Consider the following 20607-nt stretch of genomic DNA (forward strand, 5'->3'; position numbering starts at 1 on the left):
AGGCTTACATGTTCACCACCCTGGTAGCCGTGCTGGTTGCGTTGGCGCTGGGTCACGTTGCGCCCGCGGCGGCCGTCGCACTGCGCCGGTTCGGCCTGTTCCGGCGCTGGCTGCAATGGCTGGATGCGCATGCCACGGAGGGCGGCGTCTGGCGTGGCCGCTACGGCGCCATCGTCGCGCTGCTGCCCTTCGTGCTGGCGTTGGTGCTGCTGCAGTGGCTGCTGCACGACCGCCTGTTCGGCCTGCCCTCGCTGCTGCTGGGCGTCCTGGTCCTGGTGATGTGCTGGGGCCCGCGCGACCTGGACCGGGACGTGGAAGCGGTGATCGACGCCGATGATGCGCACACCCGCCATGCGGCGATCGCGCAGTTGCAGGCGGCCGGAGGCAGCCTGCAGGAGGATGTGCCTTCGCTGGTTGAAGCGACCGTGGTGAATGCGCTGCGGCGCTGGTTCGCGGTGCTGTTCTGGTTCCTGCTGCTGGGGCCGGTCGGGCCGCTGCTGTATCGCCTGCTGGCGCTGATCGCCGTGGGGCCGATGCGGTCGCTGGCCAGTGCCGAGAGCGTGGCCGGTGCACGCGTGGCGTTGTCGTGGCTGGAATGGCCGGTGGCGCAGCTGATGTCGCTGTCGATGGCGCTGGTCGGCAACTTCGATACCGCCTTCAAGGCCTGGCGCAGCGCGCACGGCCATCAATGGACGCTGTCCACCGTGTTCCTCGGTGCGGTGGCCCGCGCCAGTGTCAGTGCCGAGCTGCGCGAGGACGCGCACGACTACAGTGATGCGGGCATGGTGCCGGTGTGGCGCCGCCTGCCGGAACTGCGCGATGCGATGAGCCTGGTGTGGCGCATGCTGCTGCTGTGGATGGCGGTGCTGGCGCTGTTGGTGATTGCCGGCTGGGTGACCTGATGCGTACGGACCAACGGTCCGTACCTACCCGATCGGCGCTAGCGCGGTGAACGGTGCCCACGGCAGGTTGCGCAGCACGGCATAGCCGACCAGCAGTATCAGCCAGAACATCGGGCTGGCGAGGACACGCATCAGCGGGTCCAGCGCACGCATGCGCATACCCGCACCGTTGAGCAGCATCAGCAGCAGGAACGGCAGCGAAATCACCAGCAGGGGATTCATCGCCATCGCGCCCTGCCAATCCAGGTGCACCAGCGAATACAGGCAGCGCGTGCTGCCGCAGCCCGGGCAGTACAGGCCGGTCAACGCGTACAGCGGGCAACCGGGCAGCGGGCTGTTGCTCGCATACGGGCTGACGTGGCGCAGCACGATAGCGGCACCGGTGGCCAGGCCGGCGGCGATCGCCAGCGGCGCCCAGCGGGTCAGGCGGGCCCGGGAAAGGGAGGGAGACATCGAAGGCAGGGTCCTGCGAAGACGAACGGCCCGGTCCGGGCACCCTGCGGTGCACGGAACCGGGCCGCTGCGACCACGATCAGTAGCTGGAGCCGCTCAGCGCGCCCAGGCCGCCCATCGCCATGATGAAGCCGAAGTACAGCACCATGCCGACGACGGCGATGATGGCCGACCACATGGCCCACTTCTTGGCCTTGTCCGACGATTCACGGGCACCGGCGATGTCGCCGGCGGCCAGCTTGCCGTTGACCTGGGCGGCATACACGATCGACACGATGCCGGCCGGCAGGCAGCAGAACAGGGTGGTCAGGATGGCCCAGACGAGGTTGTTGGGTACTTGGGGTGAAGTGGCGTTCATGGGTGAAACTCCATTTTTCTTGGGTGGGTTGAACGAGGGTGGATTACAGGTCGGAAAGAGCGCCCAGCGCGGCCATGCCGCCGAACAGCCCGAACCACAACAACAGCAGTACCGGCGCGGCAAGTGCGGACGCCAATGCCCACCACCCCGCCTTGCGGGATGCGTCGTAGGCGCCTTCCAGATCGCCGACCGCACGACGGCCGTCCACCTGTGAGGCGTACACGATCGACACCACACCCAACGGCAGGCAGCAGAACAGCGTCGTCAGGATCGCCCAGACCAGATAGTTGGGGACCACGACGGCCGGTGGGGTGAGTGGTGGCGGGTGATTCACGTGCTACTCCATTCCTTTGGTAGTCCGGCAACATCACCAAATGCCGTCCGGACACCCCCTATAGGGGGGTAATCTACCCGATGTTGCGCCGCGATGTATGCGTTTACAGCGACGCCGCTGCGCGCTTCGTCGACGGCGGCCGCCCGGCTGGCGTCACGCTCGCGGATTTTGCGGGGATTTGCCTCATGATCCAGGCGCGTTGTGCACGCACCTGCTGCCGGCAGGGATCAGCCCTGGTCGGCGCGCAGGGCACGCACCTGTGCCTCCAGCTGGTCGGCGCTGGCGCTGGCGCCGTCCACCGGTGGCCCGGCAACGACCTCGACATGGGCGCGGAACCGGCGCGGTACCCGCATCCGGCCCAGCCGCGTGTCGCGACGGCTCCACATGCTGGACCACATGCCGCGCAGTGCCATCGGCACCACCGGTACCGGACGCCGTTCCAGGATCTTCTCGACACCGGATTTGAACGCGGCCATTTCGCCGTCCCGGGTCAGCGCCCCTTCGGGGAAGATGCAGACCAGCTCGCCTGCGGCCAGCGCGTTGTCCACCTCGTCGAAGGCTGCCTGCATCAGCGCGGGATCCTCGCGCGCGCCGGCAATCGGAATCGCCTTGGCGGTCCGGAAGATCCAGCGCATGACCGGGATGTTGAAGATCTTGTAGTACATGACGAAACGCACCGGACGCGGGATCGTCGCCGACAGGATCAGCGCGTCCATGTAGCTGACGTGGTTGCACACGATCAGTGCCGCGCCGTCGTCGGGGACATTGGCCTCGATGCCGTGCGGGCGCAACCGGTACAGGGTGCGCACCATGATCCAGCTGAGGAACCGCATCAGGAATTCGGGGACGATGGTGAAGATGTAGATCGCCACCACGGCATTGGCAATGGCCAGGGCCAGGAACAGTTGCGGAATGGTCCAGTGCAGGAACTTCTGTGTGGCGAGTGCGATCATCGCCGCCGCCACGATGAACCCGGAGTTCTGGATGTTCAGCGCCGCGAACACGCGCGACATCTCCGACTTCGGCGTGCGGCTCTGGATCAGGGCGAACAGCGGCACCACGAAGAAGCCGGTGAACAGGCCGATGCCGACCAGGTCGATGATGATGCGCACGCTGCCCGGTTGCGCGGCGAACGCGGCCACGGACAGCCCCGCCGCCGTGGCGGTGCCGGCACGGGCGAAGTACAGGTCGAGCATGAAAGCGGTCATGCCGAACGCACCCAGCGGCACCAGGCCGATCTCCACCGTGCGCCCGGACAGCTTTTCGCACAGCAGCGAGCCTGCGCCGGTGCCCACCGAGAACAGCGCCAGCGCGAAGATGTACAGGGTCGGCTCGCCGCCCAGGTTGACCACCGCGTAGGTGGGCAGCTGCGAGGTGAGCATGGTGCCCACGAACCAGAACCACGACACGCCGAGAATGGCGTTGCGCACGGCCTTCTGCTTCCTGGCCAGGCGCAGCACGGCCAGCGATTCGGGCAGCGGGTTCCAGTTGATCTTGAGGTCCGGGGCGCCGGCATCGACCTTGGGGATCATCCGCGCGGTGACGTTTCCTGCCACCGCCAGCGCGATCACCGCGGTGGCCGCCACCACCGGCCCGTAGCTGCCGGCCAGGGTGAAGATGATGCCGCCGCTGATCATGCCGGTCAGGATCGACATCGAGGTGCCCATCTCGACCAGCCCGTTGCCACCGGTGAGCTCTTCCGGTTTGAGTACCGAAGGCAGTACCGAGTACTTCACCGGCCCGAACAGGGTGGACTGCAGGCCGGTGCAGAACAGCGCCACCAGCAGTACCGGCATGCTCTGGGTCAGGAAGCCGACCGCGGCCAGCGACATGATCGCGATCTCCATCGTGGTGGTGATCACGATCAGGCGCGACTTCTCCAGCTTCTCCGCGACCTGCCCGGCCAGCGCCGAGAACAGAAAGTAGGGCAGGATGAAGATGGCCGGCGCCAACGTGGTGTACAGCGACTGTTCGGCCTGGCTGACGCCCAGGTAGAACAGCAGGCCGATGATGGCCTGGCGGTAGACGTTGTCGTTGAACGCGCCCAGCGACTGGACGATGAAGAACGGCAGGAAACGACGCTGACGGAGCAGGGCGAACTGGCTGTGGCCGGACATGGAAACTCCTTGCGAACCGGCGCAGCCTAGCATGCAGCCCGACAGTGCCTCGGCGCAGCCAGCCGGGCAGAGCCCGGTTCCATCAGCCGGGCAGAGCCCGGCTCTACGGTGGGCGCGGTCTAGAGGATGTCGTCGACGACGCCGCCATCGACCCGCAGCGCTGCGCCGGTGGTGGCCGAGGCCTGCGGGGAGGCGAGGTAGACCACCATGTTGGCGACTTCTTCGACCGTGGCCGCGCGCTGGATCACCGAGCTGGGGCGGTTGGCCATGACGAACGCGCGGCCGATCTGTTCCAGGCTCTGGCCGGTGCGTGCACGCTCGTCTTCCATCATGGCCGCGAAACCATCGGACAGGGTCGGGCCGGGCAGCACTGCATTGACGGTGACGCCGCTGCCGGCAACACGCTTGGCCAGGCCCCGGGACAGGCCAAGCAGCGCGGTCTTGGTCACGCCGTAATGGATCATGTCGGCCGGGATGTTGCGTGCCGATTCCGAGGACAGGAACAGCACGCGGCCCCAGCCGCGCTCGACCATGCCCGGCAGCAGCGCCCGCGACAGGCGCACCCCGGACATCACATTGGTCTGCCAGTACTGCGCCCAGGTGGCGTCGTCGGTGTCGAAGAAATCCTGCGGGCCGAAGATGCCGGCGTTGTTGACCAGGATGTCGACCGCCGGCAGTGCGGCGAGCAATGCGTCCACGCCGGCGGCATCGGACAGGTCGGCGGCGGCCCCGGTGAGCGTCGCGCCGGGCACTGCCTGGCGCAGCGCGGCCAGGGCGTTGTCCACCGAGGCCTGGCTGCGGCCGTTGACGATGACGTGCGCGCCGGCGGCGGCCAGGCCGTGGGCGATGCCGTGGCCGATGCCGGCCGTGGAGGCGGTGACCAGTGCGGTCCTGCCGGTGAGATCGAGGTGCATGGAATGTCCTTGAGCGGAGGGAGCACCCACAGTCTGCGCGGCCACCGGTGGCGGCGACGTGCAGCGGGCGTCCCGATCAGATCGGGTCGCCGGGAGCGCCACACCAGTGCAGGCCACGCAACAGTGCGGTGCGCCGCGCTCAGCGCAGGGTGCGCGCGGCCTCGTTGGCGGCGCCACGCAGCTTGGGCAGCAGGCGCAGCATCAATCCCATCTGGGTGCGGATGAGCTGCAGCTTGGGCGGCATCTCCTCGCCGATCTGTTCCAGCTGTTCGGCCAGGGCGCGGTCGCCGTCGTTGTCGTCTTCGGCCACGGGTTGGCGTTGTTCGAGCGCGGCGGCGATCTGCTGCATGGCCTGTTCCACGCGCTCACCGCCGGACAGGGCCAGCGGGTCCTGCCCGTAGCTGTCCAGCTGCGCGCGGTGCGCCCCCAGCGCCGAGAGATGGCCGAGCAGGGTGTTGGACAGCGCCAGGAAGCGGAAGCCCGCGTCGAGGTTGCGGCGGACGTGGCCGGGCTCGCGCAGCATGTTCGACAGTGCGGTGGACAGGGCCGCATCGGCGTTGTGCATGTCGCGCCGCGCGATCCGGTAGGCCAGGTCGTCCTGCATGCCGCTGCCGTACTGGCCGAGCACGGCATGCAGGTAGCGCGCGCAGTTGGCCAGCACGCGCGCCATCACTTCGTTGAGGCGCCGGCCCTGCCAGTCGGGCAGGATCAGGAAGGCGGCCGCCGCGGCAATGCCGCAGCCGATCAGGGTGTCGACCAGGCGTGGCCAGATCAGCAGGAAGCCGTCGCCGATCAGGTTGAAGCAGGTCAGGGCCATCACGGTGATCGCCGCCGAGGCGACGAGGTAGCGGTCGCTGCGGGTGAAGAAGAACAGCAGCGCCGACAGCAGGGCGATCAGCAGTTCGATGCGCAGGTCCTGGAACAGCTGCATCAGCGCCCAGGTCAGCACCAGCCCGATCAGCGTGCCGGCGATACGCTGTGCCAGCCGCTGGCGGGTGGCGCCGAAATGCGGGCGGCACACGAACACGATGGTGAGCAGCACCCACGAGCCGTTCTGCGCGTTGAACAGGCGGATGGCGGCAAAGCCCACCACCAGCGCCAGCGCCATGCGCAGGCCGTGGCGGAACAGCACCGAGCCCGGCGTGAGCTGCTGGCGGATGCGCACGAACATTTCGCGCAGGGTATGCGGGTTGGTGTCGCGCAGGCGGGTGTCGACGTTGTCCAGGGTGGATTCGGACTGCGCTGCTTCGGACAGCCGGCGCTCGATGCTCTGCAGGTTGTGCCCCAGCAGGTCCAGTGAGGACAGCAGGCGCTGCCATTGCGGATTCTGCTGGGCGCGCAGCCAGGCGAGGGAGTCGGTGAGGTCGGCGGTGGCCTGCCGGGTGCGCTCGCCATACTCGAACGGGCGGCGCAGGCGGATGGCCTGGCCAAGCTGGGCGCACGCCTCGCCCTGCAGGGCCAGCAGGCGCTGGCAGCGGTACAGGACGTCGCTGTGGAAGAAGGCGTCGGTGAGCGCGCCGTAGGGGTAATGGGAGGAACTGGCGCGTTCGTGGAAATCCTGCGCCATGTAATAGAGGCGCAGGTACAGGCCGGACTGCACACCGGGCCGGCCGGAGCGGCCGAACCGCGCGAGGATGGCGACCTTGGCGATGTTCAGGGCTTCGACCACGCGCCGGTTCTGTTCGGCCAGGGCAAGCTGGCGCTGCTGCAGGTCGGCATCGCGCACGGGCTCGAACAGGTCGGCCTTGAGCTGCAGGTAGCGGCCGAGTTCGACGAACAGGCGGGCCAGGCGTTCGCGCACCGGGCGGTTGGCGAACAGGGCGGTCCACAGGATGGACAGCAGGCCATACCAGAGCGCGCCGGCGAGCAGGTGGCTGACGGCGGCGATGGCCTGGGCACGGTCGCTGGCGCCATGCTGTTCCAGGCCGATCATGGTGTAGATGGCCAGGGTGACGGTGGCCTGTGCGATGGAGGCGTAGCGCTCACCGAGCGCGCCGAGCAGGGTCAGCCCGAAGGTGGAGACGGCCAGGGCGGTGATGAACAGCCACGGCCAGGGGAACAGTTCCACGACGGCGGCGGCGGCGATGACGAAGCAGAGCAGCGAGAGCGCGACGGATTTGGTGCGCCCCCACCAGTTATCGTCGGTTTCGGCGATGGCGCTGGCGATGATGCCGAGGAACACGCCGGGCAGGGCAGGCAGCTGGTCGAGGTACCAGCACAGCCCCATCGCCGCCGACAGCGCGATGAATACCCGCAGGCCATAGCTGGCTTTCTCATGGGCCCACAGGCGGCTGAGGCGGGATTCTCGGGCGGACATGCGGACTCGCGGCGCGGGGGCGCCTCATTATTGCGTCATTGCAGTGAAGCCGACATAGCGGGTTGGTCGGTACCGTTCGTTGGTCGGTACGGCAACGGCAACGGCAACGGCCTTGGTCTGCGAACGGTCCTGGTTTGGGCCGGCGGGTGTGGCTTTGCGGGACACGCCGTGAATCCGTCCCTGGAGGCTCGTATAAAACATCCATGTTTTATACGGTCCCGCAAACCCACCCCCACCGGCCCTTCGACAGTGGGTCGGTGGCCGAGGGAAGGCGGTAGGTACCGACCGTTGGTCGGTACGCTGTTTGCCGATCGTGTCCGGGCCGGGTCGGCGGCGGTGGGTGTGCGGGACACGCCGTGAACCCATCCTTGGGGGCTCGTAGAAAACATCCATGTTTTCTACGGTCCCGCAGACCCACCCCCACCGACCCTCCGATAGTGTGCCGGTGGCCGCGGAAAGGCATAGAGCCAGGTCCTGCCTGGCTGCTTTTTCCAACCGTGCAACTGAAACCGTCTGGAGGTGGGCGGGTACCCCCCATCCGGGACTGTCTAAAACATGGATGTTTTTGACAAGCCCCCAAGGATGGGTTTACGGCGGGTCCCGGATGGGGGTGCCCGCCCGCCTCAGCACGCGATAACGGAAACGCTGCTTTGCTTAGAGATCAAACCGCACGCTGACCGCGAACGTGCGCGGCAGGCCGACACCGGCGTTGGACCAGTAGGCCCGGTTGGTCAGGTTTTCCACGCCCGCGCGCCAGGTGACCGGGTGGCCGTTGGCCTGCATGCGGTAACCGACACCGACGTTGAACAGGGTGTAGTCGGGCAGCATGAGGGTGTTTTCGGCGTTGTAGTAGACGTCGCCGTAGTAGCGGGCCAGGGCGTACAGGCTGAGGCCGTCGATCTGCGGCACGCTGTAGTCGACGTGGACCACGCCGTTCCAGCGTGCTGCGCCACTGGTGCGGTTGCCCTGGTTGGCAGCGTTGCCGGGCGAGAGTTTGTCGTAGGTGGGGTCGAGCCAGGTGACGCCGCCGCCGACAGTGAGGGCGTCGGTCAGTCGCAGGTCGCCGCTCACTTCCACCCCTTCGTACAGGGTGATGCCGTCCTGCACCAGCAGTTTGCCGGCGTTGGTGAGGCGGTCGATGTTGGCGCCGCGCTCGAGGCGGAAGGCTGCGGCGTTCGCGTTCCAGCGCGGGGTCTCGATCTTGGCGCCGATCTCGAACTGCTTGCTGATGGTGGGGTCGAGCACGTCGCCGGCGTTGATGTAGTCGGAACCGACCCGGCTGCCCGCTTCCAGCGATTCCACGTAGCTGGTGTACAGGGTGACGGCGTCGGCCGGCTTGTACATCACGGCGTAGGTCGGGGTGACCGGGTAGGTGTGGTAGGCGCCCTTGTTCTCGAAATCGTTGTAGCGCGCGCCGGCCAGCACCGACCAGCCGCGGCCGAGGTCCACCGTGTCACTGACGAACACGGCCTGCTGCACGGTCTCGCTGCCGCGGGTCATGACGCGCGAACCGACCGGGTCATGGCGCAGGGTGGGGCGCTGGTAGAGGTTGCCGCGGCCGATGGTGTTCCACTCGTACGGGCGGTCCCAGCCCAGGCCGGTCTGGTGCGATACACCGGCCACCAGCTGGTGCGACAGCGGGCCGGTGCGGAAGCGGCCCTGCACGATCGCCTGGGCCTGCTTCCATTCACTCCTGCCGCCGAGTTCGTAGGTGTTGACGTTGTAGTCGCCGTTGACGTTGTCGATGTAGGCGAACACCTTGTTGACGTCATTCCAGGAGGTGGTCACGCCGTAGCTCAGGCTGGCCTTCCAGTCGCTGTTGATCTGCCAGTCCAGGCCGGTCGAAAGCAGGCTGGAGCGGGTGTTGTAGTAAGTGCCGTCGATGCTGTTGTCGATATCGCCGGCGAGCGTGCGCGGCAGCGTGGTCAGGCCGATGAAGTAGTACTGCGGCGATTCGTTGCTGAGGTCGCGCTGCTGGAACACGCCATCGAAGGTCCAGGTGAGACGGTCGCTCAGGCGCGCATCCAGCGACAACGCGCCGACCTTGCGGTTCACGTCGCCGCCGTTGAAGGTTTCGCCCTTCTCCTGGTAGGCATTGAAGCGGTAGCCGAACATGTCGTCATTGCCGCTGCGGCCGCCGACATCGATCTGCCCGCTGACGATGCCCTGCTCACGCCACCCCAGCTGCGCGGAGAAGGTCGGGGTATCGGTGGGCTTCTTGGTGATGTAGTTGACGATGCCGCCCGGCTGGCCGAAGCCGTACATGAAGCCGCCCGGACCCTTGAGCAGCTCCACCTGGTCCATCACTTCCAGCGGCCACTCGGTGCCCCACGAGGAGACCTGCAGGCCGTTGACGCGGTAGCTGTCGTAGCTGAGGTCGATGCCGCGGTTGCGGATCGGCGAGCTCCAGCCGCTGGCGTAGGCGCTGACCTGGGTGACCACCGACGGATCGGTCAGGAAGGCCTCACCGAGCGAGACCACCTGGCGCTTCTCCATATCGTCGCGGCCCACCACCGAGATCGCGAAGGGCGTATCGCGCACGGGGCGGTCGCCCAGTGCCCCGGTGGCGGTGTGGGTGCGTTCGGCGGTGACCTTGATCGCGTCCAGGTCGGTGGCTGAGCGGACGCGCGCGGCGCCGTTGGGGGGGGATTGCGCGTGCGCGGCGCAGGCGGCGGACAGGGCCACGGCCAGGGCGGCCAGACGGGGCAGGGAAGCGGACAGCATCATTTTTTCCTTGGCGGACAGCACAGGACCGTCCGCGATCACGGGATGGCGGGGGAGGGGTCGATGGCTGGATCGCGCAGGCTGGCCGCAGACGGGCAGCGGGTGCATCGTCGGGGATGCAGGACCGTGGCTGGATGAGAATTGTTGTTGTTTGGCTACCCGGCGTCAAACCACCGGGGTTCACGCAGCGCTGCCGGCCAGCGGCCGGCAGTACGTCAGGCGGGCCTGGCGCGCTTGAGCAGCTTCTTCTCGCGGCGGCGTTCGCGGCGCGCGACCCAGCGCTCGCGCAGGCACGAGAAGATCACGTACAGCGCCGGGGTGCTGAGCAGGGTCAGGCTCTGCGAGAACAGCAGGCCGCCGATCATCGCGATGCCCAGCGGGCGTCGCAGTTCGGAGCCTTCGCCCAGCCCGATCGCCAGCGGCACGGCGGCCAGGATGGCCACCATCGTGGTCATCATGATCGGCCGGAAGCGCACGATGCTGGCCTCGCGCACCGCATCGCGCGGGCTCATGCCACGCTCGCGCTGGGCCACCACGGCGAAGTCGATCATCATGATCGCGTTCTTCTTGACGATGCCGATCAACAGGACCAGCGCGATCATCGAGATCACCGACAGCTCGGTGTTGGTCACAAACAGCGCCAGCAGTGCGCCCACGCCCGCCGCCGGCAGGGTGGACAGGATCGTCACCGGGTGCACCAGGCTTTCGTACAGCATGCCCAGCACCAGGTACACGGTGATGATCGCCGCGAGCACCAGGATCAGCATCGAGTTGGGGTTGAGCTGAACGTTGAAGCCGCCGCCGTCGCTGATGCGGATGTCGCCGGGCAGGCGCAGCCCGTCCACGGTGGCCTTGACGATCGCCTCGCCCTCGCCGGTGCTGACGCCCGGTGCGAGGTTGTAGCTCAGGTCCATCGTGGTGTACTGGTTTTCGTGGGTGATCTGCGGCGGGGCCAAGCCCGGCACCTGATGCGCCACTGCGGTGAGCGGGATCATCTCGCCGTTGCCGGCGCGCACATGGATCTCGTCCAGGGCCCGCGGGGTGGCGGTCTGCTCGGGCAGCGCGTTGACCACCACGCTGTACTGGTTGATGTCCGAGTAGATGGTCGAGATCTGGCGCTGGCCGAACGCGCCGTACAACGCGCCGTCGATCGCGCCCACCGACACGCCCAGGCGCGCGGCCTTGGCGCGGTCGATCTGGATGTTCTGGCGCAGGCCGGCCGTATCCACATCGGTGCCGACGTCGCGCAGCTTGGGGTTCTTCTTCAGCGCGGCCTGCACCTTGGGCAGCCATTCCTGCAGCTGGGCCAGGTCGTTGCCCTGCAGGGACACGCGGTACTGTGCGCCCTGGCTGTTGCCGCCACCGCCATCGCTGGGCAGATCCTGGATCGCGCGCAGACGCAGCTGCAGGTCCGGATAGCGGTCGGCCTTGGCGCTCAACCGCGCCAGCGCCACGGCCGTGGTTTCCTTGCGGCCTTCCTTGCGCGTCTTCAGTTCGATGTTGAACTGCGCGCTGGAGCCCTGCCGGCCGCTGCCCAGGCGCACGCCCACGGTCTTCACCGCCGGATCGGCCATCAGCATGTCGGTGATGCGGCGCTGGCGGTTGACCATGTCCTCGAAGGAGACCGTGGCGCTGGAGTTGGCGCGCCCCCAGATCAGGCCGGTGTCCTGCGCGGGGAAGGAGCCCTTCTTGACCGCGCCGCCGAGCATCACGGTGGCCACGATCAGCAGGATCGGGGTCAACGACAGCAGCAGCGCGTGCCGCAGCGAGAAGTCCAGGCAGACGGTGTACAGGCGCAGCATGCGGTCGTGCATGCCATCCAGGAAGCGGCCGATCCGCGACGGCGTCTCCGGCTCGGCGTGCGCGCTCAGGAAGCGGCTGCACAGCGCGGGGGTCAGGGTCAGCGAGACGATCATCGAGACCACGATCGCCGCCACCAGGGTGATGGTGAATTCGCGGAAGAACGCCCCGACCATGCCGCTGGCGAACAGCAGCGGGATGAATACCGCGACCAGCGAGGCGGTGATGGAGACAATGGTGAAGCCGATCTCGTGCGCGCCGGTCAGCGCCGCCTGCATGCGTGGCATGCCCTCGTCGAGATGGCGCATGACGTTCTCGATCACCACGATCGCATCGTCGACCACAAAGCCGATCGCGATCACCAGCGCCAGCAGGCTGAGGTTGTTGAGGGTGAAGCCGAACACGTACATCACCAGCGCCGCACCGGCCAGTGACAGCGGCACGGTCACCGCGGCGATCAGGGTCGGCGCCAGCCGGCGCAGGAACAGCGCCATCGTCAGAATCACCATCGCCAGGCTGATCAGCAGGGTGATCTGCACTTCATGCAGCGACGACCGGATGGTCGGCGTGCGGTCGAAGTACGGGGTCATCGTGGTGCCCGGCTGCAGGTAGTCGCGCAGCATCGGGATCTGCGCCTTGACCCGGTCCACCGTCTCCACGATGTTGGCGCCGGCGCGGGTGAACACGTACATCACCACCGCCGGTTTGTGGTCGAACCAGGCGGCCTGGTAGGCGTCCTGCTGGCCGTCGTAGACGTTGGCCACGTCCTTGAGCCGGATCACGCGGCCATCGTCCTGGGTCTTGATGACGAGGTTGGCGAAGTCGGCGGCACGCGCCACCGCGTCGTTGGCGATGATCGCGGTGGTGGTGTTGCCGTCTGTGAGGAAGCCGGTCGGCGAGGTGACGTTGGCCGCGCGTACCGCATTGCGCAGGTCATCGGGGGTCAGGTTGAGTGCGTTGAGCAGGCGCAGGTTGACGTCCACGCGCACCGCCGGGGTGGAGGCGCCGGCGATGTCGACCGAGGACACCCCGCCGATCTGGCGCAGGCGCTGGGCCAGCAGCGTATCGGCCACGTTGTAGAGTTCGTCGGCCGACTGCGTCTGCGAAGTCAGCGCGATGGCGATCACCGGATCGTCGTTCGGGTTGGCCTTCTGGAACATCGGCGAACCCAACCCGGAAGGCAGGTCGGACTGGGCCGAGTTGATCGCGGTCTGCACGTCCAGCGCCGCCGAGTCGATGTCGACCCCGCTCTGGAAGATCATGAAGACCAGTGAGCTGCCTTCCGAACTGGACGAGCGCATCTGGTCCACGCCCGGCAGCTGGCCGAGGTGGCGCTCCAGCGGCGCGGTGACCGTGGAGGCCATCGTGGTGGCGTCCGCGCCGGACTGGCTGGCGTGCACGAAGATCACCGGAATCTGGATGTTCGGCAGCGCCGACACGCCCAGCTTCAGATAGCAGAACAGCCCCACCACGAACAGGCCGATGGCCAGCAGCGCGGTGCCGATCGGGCGGCGGATGAACGGCCCGGAGATGTTCATGCGCGCCCCTTCACGGCGCCGGACGGCAGGCGGTTCATGCGCGGTCCTGGGCGCTGGCATGGCGCAGCGCGCGCTGTTCGCGGCGCTCGCGCAGCCATTCGGAGAAGCGTTCCATGTACAGGTAGATCACCGGCGTGGTGTACAGCGTGACCAGCTGGGACAGCAGCAGGCCACCGACGATGGCGATGCCCAGCGGGCGGCGCAGCTCCGAGCCGATGCCGGTGCCCAGCGCCAGCGGCAGCGCGCCGAGCATGGCCGCGGCGGTGGTCATCATGATCGGGCGGAAGCGCAGCAGGCAGGCGCGGCGGATCGCGTCGTGGGCGTTGGCGCCGGCACGGCGCGCCTCGATGGCGAAGTCCACCATCATGATGCCGTTCTTCTTGACGATGCCGATCAGCAGCACGATGCCGACGATGCCGTCCACCGACAGGCTCAGGCCACACACCATCAGCGCCAGCAGCGCACCGACGCCGGCCGGCGGCAGGGTCGAGATGATGGTGATGGGGTGGATGTAGCTTTCGTACAGCACGCCCAGCACGATGTAGATCAACACCAGCGATGCCAGCAGCAGCCAGATCACGTCGGTCTGGCTGCCGGTGAACTCGGCGGCCTTGCCGATGAACTGCGCATGCACCTGCGAGGGCATGTCCAGGCTGTCCTTGGTGTCTTCGATCGCCTTGACCGCATCGGACAGCGAATAGCCCGGCGCGATGTTGAACGAGACGGTCACCGCCGGCAGCTGCTGCTGGTGGCTGACCACCAGCGGGGTGCTGGTGATCCGGCCTTCGGCCAGCGCGGCGAGCGGGATGATGTTGCCGGCGCCGACCGGAATGCCGGTGTTCTGCGCGCCGATGCCGGTGGCAGTGGAGGAGTTGGACGAAGTGACCTGGCCGAAGTTGGTGGCATTGCTGCCGGTCAACGCGCCGGCGCCGTTGGAGGCCACCGCGAGCTGGTTCATCAGCGCGGTGCTGGTGCGGAACTCCGGTGCCACTTCCAGCACGACCCGGTACTGGTTGAGCTCGGTGAAGATGGTGGAGATCTGGCGCTGGCCGAAGGCGTCGTACAGGGTGTCGTCGATGGTCTGCATCGGCACGCCGAGCACGCTGGCCTTGTCGCGGTCGATGGTCAGTTCCAGCGCGCGGCCCTGGTTGGACAGGTTGTTGTCCACGTCGGCCAGTTCCGGGCGCTGGCGCAGGGCTTCGGTAAGGCGCGTGGCCTGCAGCGCGACCTGGGCGCTGTCCACGTCCGACAGCGAGTACTGGTACTCGGTGGCGGCCACGCGGGTATCCAGGGTCACGTCCTGCACCGGCTTGAGGTACAGCGCCACGCCGGGGATGCCGGCCACGGCGTCCTGCAGGCGCGGCAGGATCTCATCCAGCCCGTCGCGGTCACCGCGGGCCTTGAGCACGATCGACAGCTGGCCCTGGTTGAGGGTGGGGTTCATGCTGCCGGCGCCGATGAAGGCCGACACGCCGGTCACGGCGGGGTCCTTGCGCAGCGCTTCGGCCACGGCCTTGGTGCGCTGTTCCATCTGCGGGAACGCGATGTTCTGGTCGGCCTGGACCACGCCGGTGATCAGGCCGGTGTCCTGTTCGGGCAGCAGGCCCTTGGGGATCACGATGTACAGCACCACGGTCAGCACCAGGGCGCCGGCGGCCACGGCCAGGGTCATGCGCTGGTGGTCCAGCACCCAGTCCAGGCTGCGCTCGTAGGCACCCACGGTGCGCGTCCACAGGTTTTCCTTGCCGGCCGCAGCGGCGCGCTCGTGCGCGTCCTCGCCTTCGGGCAGGGCGTCGGGCTTGAGCAGGTAGGCGCACATCATCGGGGTGAGCGTCAGCGAGATCAGCATCGACAGCACCACGGCGATGCTCAGCACCCAGGCGAACTCATGGAACAGGCGGCCGGTGACGCCGGGCATCAGCAGCAGCGGCAGGAACACCGCCACCAGCGAGATGGTCAGCGACAGCACGGTGAAGCCGATCTGGCGCGCGCCGATCTCGGCCGCTTCCGGGCCACTCTTGCCCTGTTCGATGTAGCGCACGATGTTCTCGATCATCACGATCGCATCGTCGACCACGAAGCCGGTGGCCACCACCAGCGCCATCAGCGACAGGTTGTCCAGCGACATCCCGGCGAAGGCCATGACCCCGAAGGTGCCGGCCAGCGACAGCGGCACCGCCACCGAGGGAATGATGGTCGCCCACAGGCGGCGCAGGAACACGAAGATCACCGCCACCACCAGACCGATGGTCAGGATCAGGGTGAACTGCACTTCATGCACCGAGGCGCGGATGGTTTCGGTACGGTCGGAGAAGATCTCCAGGTGCACGTCGGCCGGCAGCACGTTCTGCAGCTGCGGCAGCAGCGTGCGGATGCGCTCGACGGTCTGCACGATGTTGGCACCCGGCTGGCGGCGCACTTCCAGCAGCACCGCCGGCTTGCCGTCGGCCCAGGCGGCGAGCTGGTCGTTCTCCACCCCGTCGACCACGTTGGCCACGTCCGAGAGGCGGACCGGGCGGCCGTTCTTGTAGCTGATGATGGTCTCGCGGTACTCGGCGGCGCTGGTCAGCTGGTCATTGGTGCCGATCGAGTAGGACTGGGTCTTGCCGTTGAGCGAGCCTTTGGGTGCATTGACGTTGGCCTGGGTCAGCGCGCTGCGCAGTTCTTCCAGGGTCAGGCCCATGTTGGACAGCTGCGCCGGGTTGACCTGGATGCGCACGGCCGGGCGCACGTTGCCGGCGATGGAGACCAGGCCCACGCCCTGCACCTGCGACAGGCGCTGGGCCAGGATCGAGTCGGCGTAGTTGTTGACCTCGCGCAGCGGGCGCGTATCGGAGGTGAGCTTGAGGGTGACGATGGCCGCGTCGGCCGGGTTCACCCGGTTGTAGACCGGCTGGTAGGGCAGCGAGGACGGCAACGTGGCCTGGCGGATCGCGGCCTGCACGTCCTGTGCGGCGATGTCGATGTCGCGGTCCATCGAGAACTGCAGGATGATCGTGGACAGACCGGCCGAGGAGTCGGAGGTCATGATCTCCAGCCCGGAAATCTGCCCGAACTGGCGCTCCAGCGGGGTGGTGACCAGGGAGGCCATCGTGGTGGCGTTGGCACCGGGGTACTGGGTGGTGACCACCAGGCTGGGCGCGTCGATCTCCGGCAGCGCCGACACCGGCAGCTGGCGGTAGCCGAGGATGCCGAGCAGCAGCAGGCCCGCCATCAGCAGCGAGGTGGCGATCGGGCGGCGGATGAAGATCGTCGAAAAGCCCACGGGCAGATCCTTGCTGTTACGTCATGCGGCGTTGAAGCGGGCGAACGCCGGCCAACCGGCCGGCGTCAGGAACGGGAGACGGCCGCGATCAGCGCGGGCCGCCACCGCGGCGGCCACCGCCGCCCTGCTGCTGGGCGGCAGCCTTGAGTTCGGCGTCGGTCGGCGGGGCCGGGGTTTCGCCCGGCTTGAGTGCGGTGACCTTGCTGCCCGGCTTGAGCCGGAACTGGCCTTCGCTGACCACGCGCTCGCCGCCCTTCAGGCCTTCGGTGATCTGCACGTTGCTGTCGCCCACTTCCACGCCACTCTTGACCGTCTGCATGGCCACGGTGTTGTCCGGCTTGACGATGTAGACGTACTCGCCGTCCGGGCCGCGCATCACCGCCTGGGTCGGAATCACCACGCCACCGGCAATCGTGCGCAGCTGCATCCGCACGTTGACGAACTGGCCGGGCCACAGCAGGTTGTCGGCGTTGTCGAACACCGCGCGGGCGCGGAAGGTGCCGCTGTCGCTGCTGATCTGGTTGTCGACCACGTCCAGCGTGCCGCCATCGGTGAGCACGTGCGAATCGTTGCGGTCCAGTGCGGCGATCGTCACCGGCCCGGCCTGCTGGGCCTGGCGCACGTCGGGCAGCTGGCGCTCGGGCAGGTTGAACACCACGTGGATCGGGTGGATCTGGGTCAGGGTGACCAGCGCGGTGCCGGCGCTGACCACGTTGCCGGCATCCACCGCGCGGATGCCGGCGATGCCGGAAATCGGAGCGGTGACGCGGGTGTACTGCAGCTGCACCTGGGCCGCGCGCATGCTGGCTTCGTTGGCGGCCACGGCACTTTCATACTGCGCCACCTGGTTGCGCTGGGTGTCCAGGTCGGTTTTGGCCACGTACTGGCGGTACTCGGGCGAGTTGGAGCGCTGGAAGTTCGAGCGTGCGGTGGCCAGCTGCGCCTGGTTCTGGCGCTTGGCCGCGGCGGCCTCGTCGTAACTGGCCTGCAGGGTGCGCGGATCGATCTGCGCGAGCAGGTCGCCCTTCTTCACTTCCTGGCCTTCCTTGAAGTTCAGGCTGATCAGCTGGCCGCCGACCTGCGGGCTGACGGTCACGGTGTTCATCGCCGCCACGGTGCCCAGTGCGCTGGCATAGACCGGCACGTCCTGGCGGGCTGCATCGACCACGGTGACCGGCACCGGCCCGGCGTTGCGCGCTTCCCCGCCGCCCCGTCCGGCGCTGGCCGCGGGCGTGCCCGCCTCGCCCTTGGGCTTGCCGCCGCCGAGCATGCGCATGCCGATGAAGGCCACCACCAGCACTGCGACCACCAGCAGCACGATCTTCCAGAAACGCGACATTCAAAACTCCTGAGGCTGGCGGAGGGCGGGGGGCCCGGTTGGCTAGGCGCAAAGCATACCCGTCGCCTGCGCGCTTTCATGCATGACGGATGGGACGGGCGATCAGACCGGACGTGACCGACCGGGTTCCGGGAATCAACGTCTGCGGGGGCAGAAAGTTACAGCGCCGGGCCCGCTGATGGCCTACATTCAGGTTCGTCCGTCCCTTGCCCCTGTGTGGAGACCCGCAATGCCCCGTCTGTCGCTGCTGTTGTCCGCCCTGCTGCTGGCCTGCCCCGCGCTGGCCGCCGCCACGCCCGCCGAACGCCCGGAAGTGACCGCCGCGGCAACGCGCCTGAAAGCCAAGGTCATCGACTGGCGGCGCGACTTCCACCAGCACCCGGAGCTGTCCAACCGCGAGGAGCGCACGTCGGCCAAGGTGGCCGAGCAGCTGCGCGCGATGGGCCTGAAGCCGACCACCGGGATCGCCCACCACGGGGTGGTGGCGATCATCAAGGGGGGCAAGCCGGGTCCACGGATTGCGCTGCGCGCGGACATGGACGCGCTCCCGGTGACCGAGCAGACCGGCCTGCCGTTCGCCTCCAAGGCCACCAGCACCTACCGCGGCGAGACGGTGGGGGTGATGCATGCCTGCGGCCACGATGCCCACACCGCCACGCTGCTCGGCGTGGCCGATGCGCTGGTGAAGATGCGCGAGAACCTGCCCGGCGAAGTGATGCTGATCTTCCAGCCGGCCGAGGAAGGCGCGCCGCCGCCGGAAGAGGGTGGTGCTGCATTGATGCTCAAGGAAGGCCTGTTCGCCGACTTCAAGCCGGAGGCGGTGTTCGGCCTGCATGTGTTCTCCAGCGTGCCCGCCGGCCAGATCGCGGTGCGCGGGGGGCCGTTGATGGCGGCGTCGGACCGCTTCGGCATCAAGGTGATCGGTCGCCAGACCCACGGTTCGGCGCCGTGGAACGGGGTGGACCCGATCGTGGCCACCGCCGACCTGGTGGGCACCGCACAGACCATCGTCAGCCGCCGCGCCAACCTGTCCAAGCAGCCGGCGGTGCTGACCTTTGGCGCGATCAAGGGGGGCATCCGCTACAACATCATTCCCGACGAGGTGGAGATGGTGGGTACCATCCGCACCTTCGACGAGGGCATGCGCCAGCAGATCTTCGCCGACCTGCGCAACGTGGCCGAGCACACCGCCGCCGCGCACGGGGCCAAGGCGCAGACCGAGATCTACGAGTCGGAAGGCAACCCGGCCACGGTCAACGACCCGGCACTGACCGCGCGCATGCTGCCCAGCCTGCAGGCCGTGGTGGGCGAAGCGAATGTCTACGAGCCGCCGCTGCAGATGGGGGCGGAGGACTTCTCGCTGTATGCCAAGGAGGTGCCGGGCCTGTTCTTCTTCGTTGGCGCCACCAGCGAGGGGATCGACCCGGCCACCGCGCCGGCCAACCACTCGCCGAAGTTCCTGCTCGACGAGAAGGCGCTGGACGTGGGCCTGCGCGCGCTGCTGCAGGTCAGCCTGGACTACCTCAACGGGGCGAAGACCCCGGCGGGCTGAGGCCGGACCCCTGCGGGCCGGTGGGCGCCATCCCTGGCGTCCCCCGGTCCCGCCCCCCGGCGCCCCTGGCGCGGGGACGCGCGGCGCCCAGCCGCGTAAAATGGCTGGATGAATACCCCCCAGGACTCCAGCCTCGGTCGCGAGGTTGCTTACCCGTCGCAGTACGATCCCGCGCTGCTGTTCCCCATCCCGCGCCGTGGCGCGCGCGAGGAGATCGGCCTGGACGAGGCGGCGCTGCCGTTCGTCGGCCATGACCGCTGGCAGGCCTATGAGCTGAGCTGGCTGGACCGGCGCGGCAAGCCGCGCATCGCGGTGGCCACCATCCGCGTGCCGTGCACCTCGCCGAACCTGATCGAATCCAAGTCGTTCAAGCTGTACCTCAATTCGCTCAACAGCACCCGCTTCGACGATGACGAGGCCGCGCGCCAGCGCATGGTCACCGATCTGTCGGCCTGCGCCGGCGCCGTGGTGACCGTGCAGTTCGGCGTGCCGCCGCTGGTGGAGGACGGCGAGGGCGAGTCACTGGACGAACGCGATGTGGCGATTGACCGCTATGGTCCGCCGGCGCCGGAGTATCTGTCCGCCGATGCGGACGAGGTGGTCACCGAAACCCTGGGCTCGGCCCTGCTCAAGTCCAACTGCCCGGTCACCGGCCAGCCGGACTGGGCCAGCGTGAGCATCCGCTACCACGGCCCGAAGATCGACCGCGACGGTCTGCTCAGGTACCTGGTGAGCTACCGCGAGCATGCCGAGTTCCACGAGCAGTGCGTGGAGCGCATCTTCAGCGAGATCAGCCAGCATTGCCGGCCCGAGTGGCTGGAGGTGGAGGCCCGCTATACCCGTCGCGGCGGGCTGGACATCAACCCCTGGCGCGCCAGCCCGGGCATCGCGCAACCCTCCCGCACCGTGCGCGACCTGCGCCAGTAACGGCCCTGGGGGGGGGGGGGGGAAGGCGGGGGGGGGCGGGAGGGGGGGGGAAACCCTCGGACCCGAG

Annotated in this window: 13 protein-coding genes; 3 read left to right on the top strand and 10 right to left on the bottom strand. The window is 68.1% G+C overall.

Annotated elements, in window-relative coordinates; all coding sequences use genetic code 11:
- Positions 1-8 precede the first annotated feature (8 nt).
- A complete protein-coding gene (gene ampE, locus ACO6VK_RS05005) occupies positions 9-902 on the top strand; it encodes a regulatory signaling modulator protein AmpE (RefSeq protein WP_422505837.1) in 894 nt (297 codons plus the stop codon).
- Positions 903-926: 24 nt separating this feature from the next.
- On the opposite strand, the gene ACO6VK_RS05010 is transcribed toward ampE, so the two are convergent.
- From ACO6VK_RS05010 to ACO6VK_RS05055, 10 genes are all read right to left on the bottom strand, one after another.
- A complete protein-coding gene (locus ACO6VK_RS05010) occupies positions 927-1355 on the bottom strand; it encodes a DUF2752 domain-containing protein (protein ID WP_422505838.1) in 429 nt (142 codons plus the stop codon).
- Between the two features lie 79 nt (positions 1356-1434).
- Complete coding sequence (locus ACO6VK_RS05015) at positions 1435-1713, bottom strand: CD225/dispanin family protein (RefSeq protein WP_017354562.1); 279 nt, start codon at positions 1711-1713, stop codon at positions 1435-1437.
- Between the two features lie 43 nt (positions 1714-1756).
- Positions 1757-2047 (bottom strand): CD225/dispanin family protein, encoded by a 291-nt coding sequence (locus ACO6VK_RS05020; protein ID WP_422505839.1) that lies wholly within the window; start codon positions 2045-2047, stop codon positions 1757-1759.
- Between the two features lie 227 nt (positions 2048-2274).
- The gene (locus ACO6VK_RS05025) at positions 2275-4164 is read right to left on the bottom strand and encodes an MFS transporter (protein WP_422505840.1); all 1890 of its coding nucleotides are present in this window, start codon (positions 4162-4164) and stop codon (positions 2275-2277) included.
- A 119-nt stretch (positions 4165-4283) separates the two neighbouring features.
- Positions 4284-5078 (bottom strand): SDR family NAD(P)-dependent oxidoreductase, encoded by a 795-nt coding sequence (locus ACO6VK_RS05030; RefSeq protein WP_422505841.1) that lies wholly within the window; start codon positions 5076-5078, stop codon positions 4284-4286.
- 139 nt (positions 5079-5217) lie between these two features.
- Positions 5218-7395 carry a YccS family putative transporter gene (gene yccS, locus ACO6VK_RS05035; protein WP_422505842.1) on the bottom strand — a complete coding sequence of 726 codons (2178 nt, stop codon included), beginning with the start codon at positions 7393-7395 and terminating at the stop codon, positions 5218-5220.
- Between the two features lie 654 nt (positions 7396-8049).
- Entirely contained in the window at positions 8050-10119 is a 2070-nt protein-coding gene (locus ACO6VK_RS05040; RefSeq protein ID WP_422505843.1) for a TonB-dependent siderophore receptor, read from the bottom strand.
- Between the two features lie 215 nt (positions 10120-10334).
- A complete protein-coding gene (locus ACO6VK_RS05045; RefSeq protein WP_422505844.1) occupies positions 10335-13457 on the bottom strand; it encodes an efflux RND transporter permease subunit in 3123 nt (1040 codons plus the stop codon).
- 34 nt (positions 13458-13491) lie between these two features.
- A complete protein-coding gene (locus tag ACO6VK_RS05050; RefSeq protein WP_422505845.1) occupies positions 13492-16722 on the bottom strand; it encodes an efflux RND transporter permease subunit in 3231 nt (1076 codons plus the stop codon).
- Positions 16723-16810: 88 nt separating this feature from the next.
- Complete coding sequence (locus tag ACO6VK_RS05055) at positions 16811-18061, bottom strand: efflux RND transporter periplasmic adaptor subunit (RefSeq protein WP_422505846.1); 1251 nt, start codon at positions 18059-18061, stop codon at positions 16811-16813.
- Between the two features lie 229 nt (positions 18062-18290).
- On the opposite strand from ACO6VK_RS05055, the gene ACO6VK_RS05060 reads away from it, so the two are divergent.
- Positions 18291-19613, top strand: coding sequence for a M20 family metallopeptidase (locus ACO6VK_RS05060; protein ID WP_422505847.1), 1323 nt, complete (start codon positions 18291-18293; stop codon positions 19611-19613).
- Positions 19614-19721: 108 nt separating this feature from the next.
- Positions 19722-20540 carry an NADPH-dependent 7-cyano-7-deazaguanine reductase QueF gene (gene queF, locus ACO6VK_RS05065; protein WP_422505848.1) on the top strand — a complete coding sequence of 273 codons (819 nt, stop codon included), beginning with the start codon at positions 19722-19724 and terminating at the stop codon, positions 20538-20540.
- The last annotated feature ends 67 nt before the right edge of the window (positions 20541-20607 follow it).

Source organism: Stenotrophomonas sp. GZD-301 (assembly GCF_049310345.1).
In the GTDB taxonomy this organism is placed as follows: domain Bacteria; phylum Pseudomonadota; class Gammaproteobacteria; order Xanthomonadales; family Xanthomonadaceae; genus Stenotrophomonas.